At 68.2% G+C, this 239-nt stretch carries 1 protein-coding gene; it reads left to right on the top strand.

All coding sequences use genetic code 11. The features are described 5' to 3' along the window. Positions 1 to 239: hypothetical protein (locus AC0L2A_RS36555; protein WP_473613041.1), on the top strand; the 239-nt coding region annotated here is incomplete at both ends.

The raw sequence follows: 239 nt of genomic DNA, 5'->3' as shown, positions 1-239 counted from the left end.
GCACCAACTATCCGCTGACGCTGTCGGTGGAGGATTTTGGCGAGGCGCTCGGCCTCACCGCACAGGTGGCGGAGCCGGTGTCTGCGGATCGGGTCTGCGGCTACATGCAGCGGGCGCTCGAAGCGCTGTCGGAGGCGCTGGAGCGGGCGCCCGACAGGCCGGTGCGGGAGCTGGACATTCTTCCGCCCGAGGAGCGGACCTACCTTTTGGAGGAGCTGAACCGGACGGCGGCGGATTAT

The organism is Mesorhizobium sp. WSM4844 (assembly GCF_055811775.1).
The sequence above is the reverse complement of the archived record's forward strand: the minus strand, read 5'-3'. Positions and strand labels throughout refer to the sequence as shown.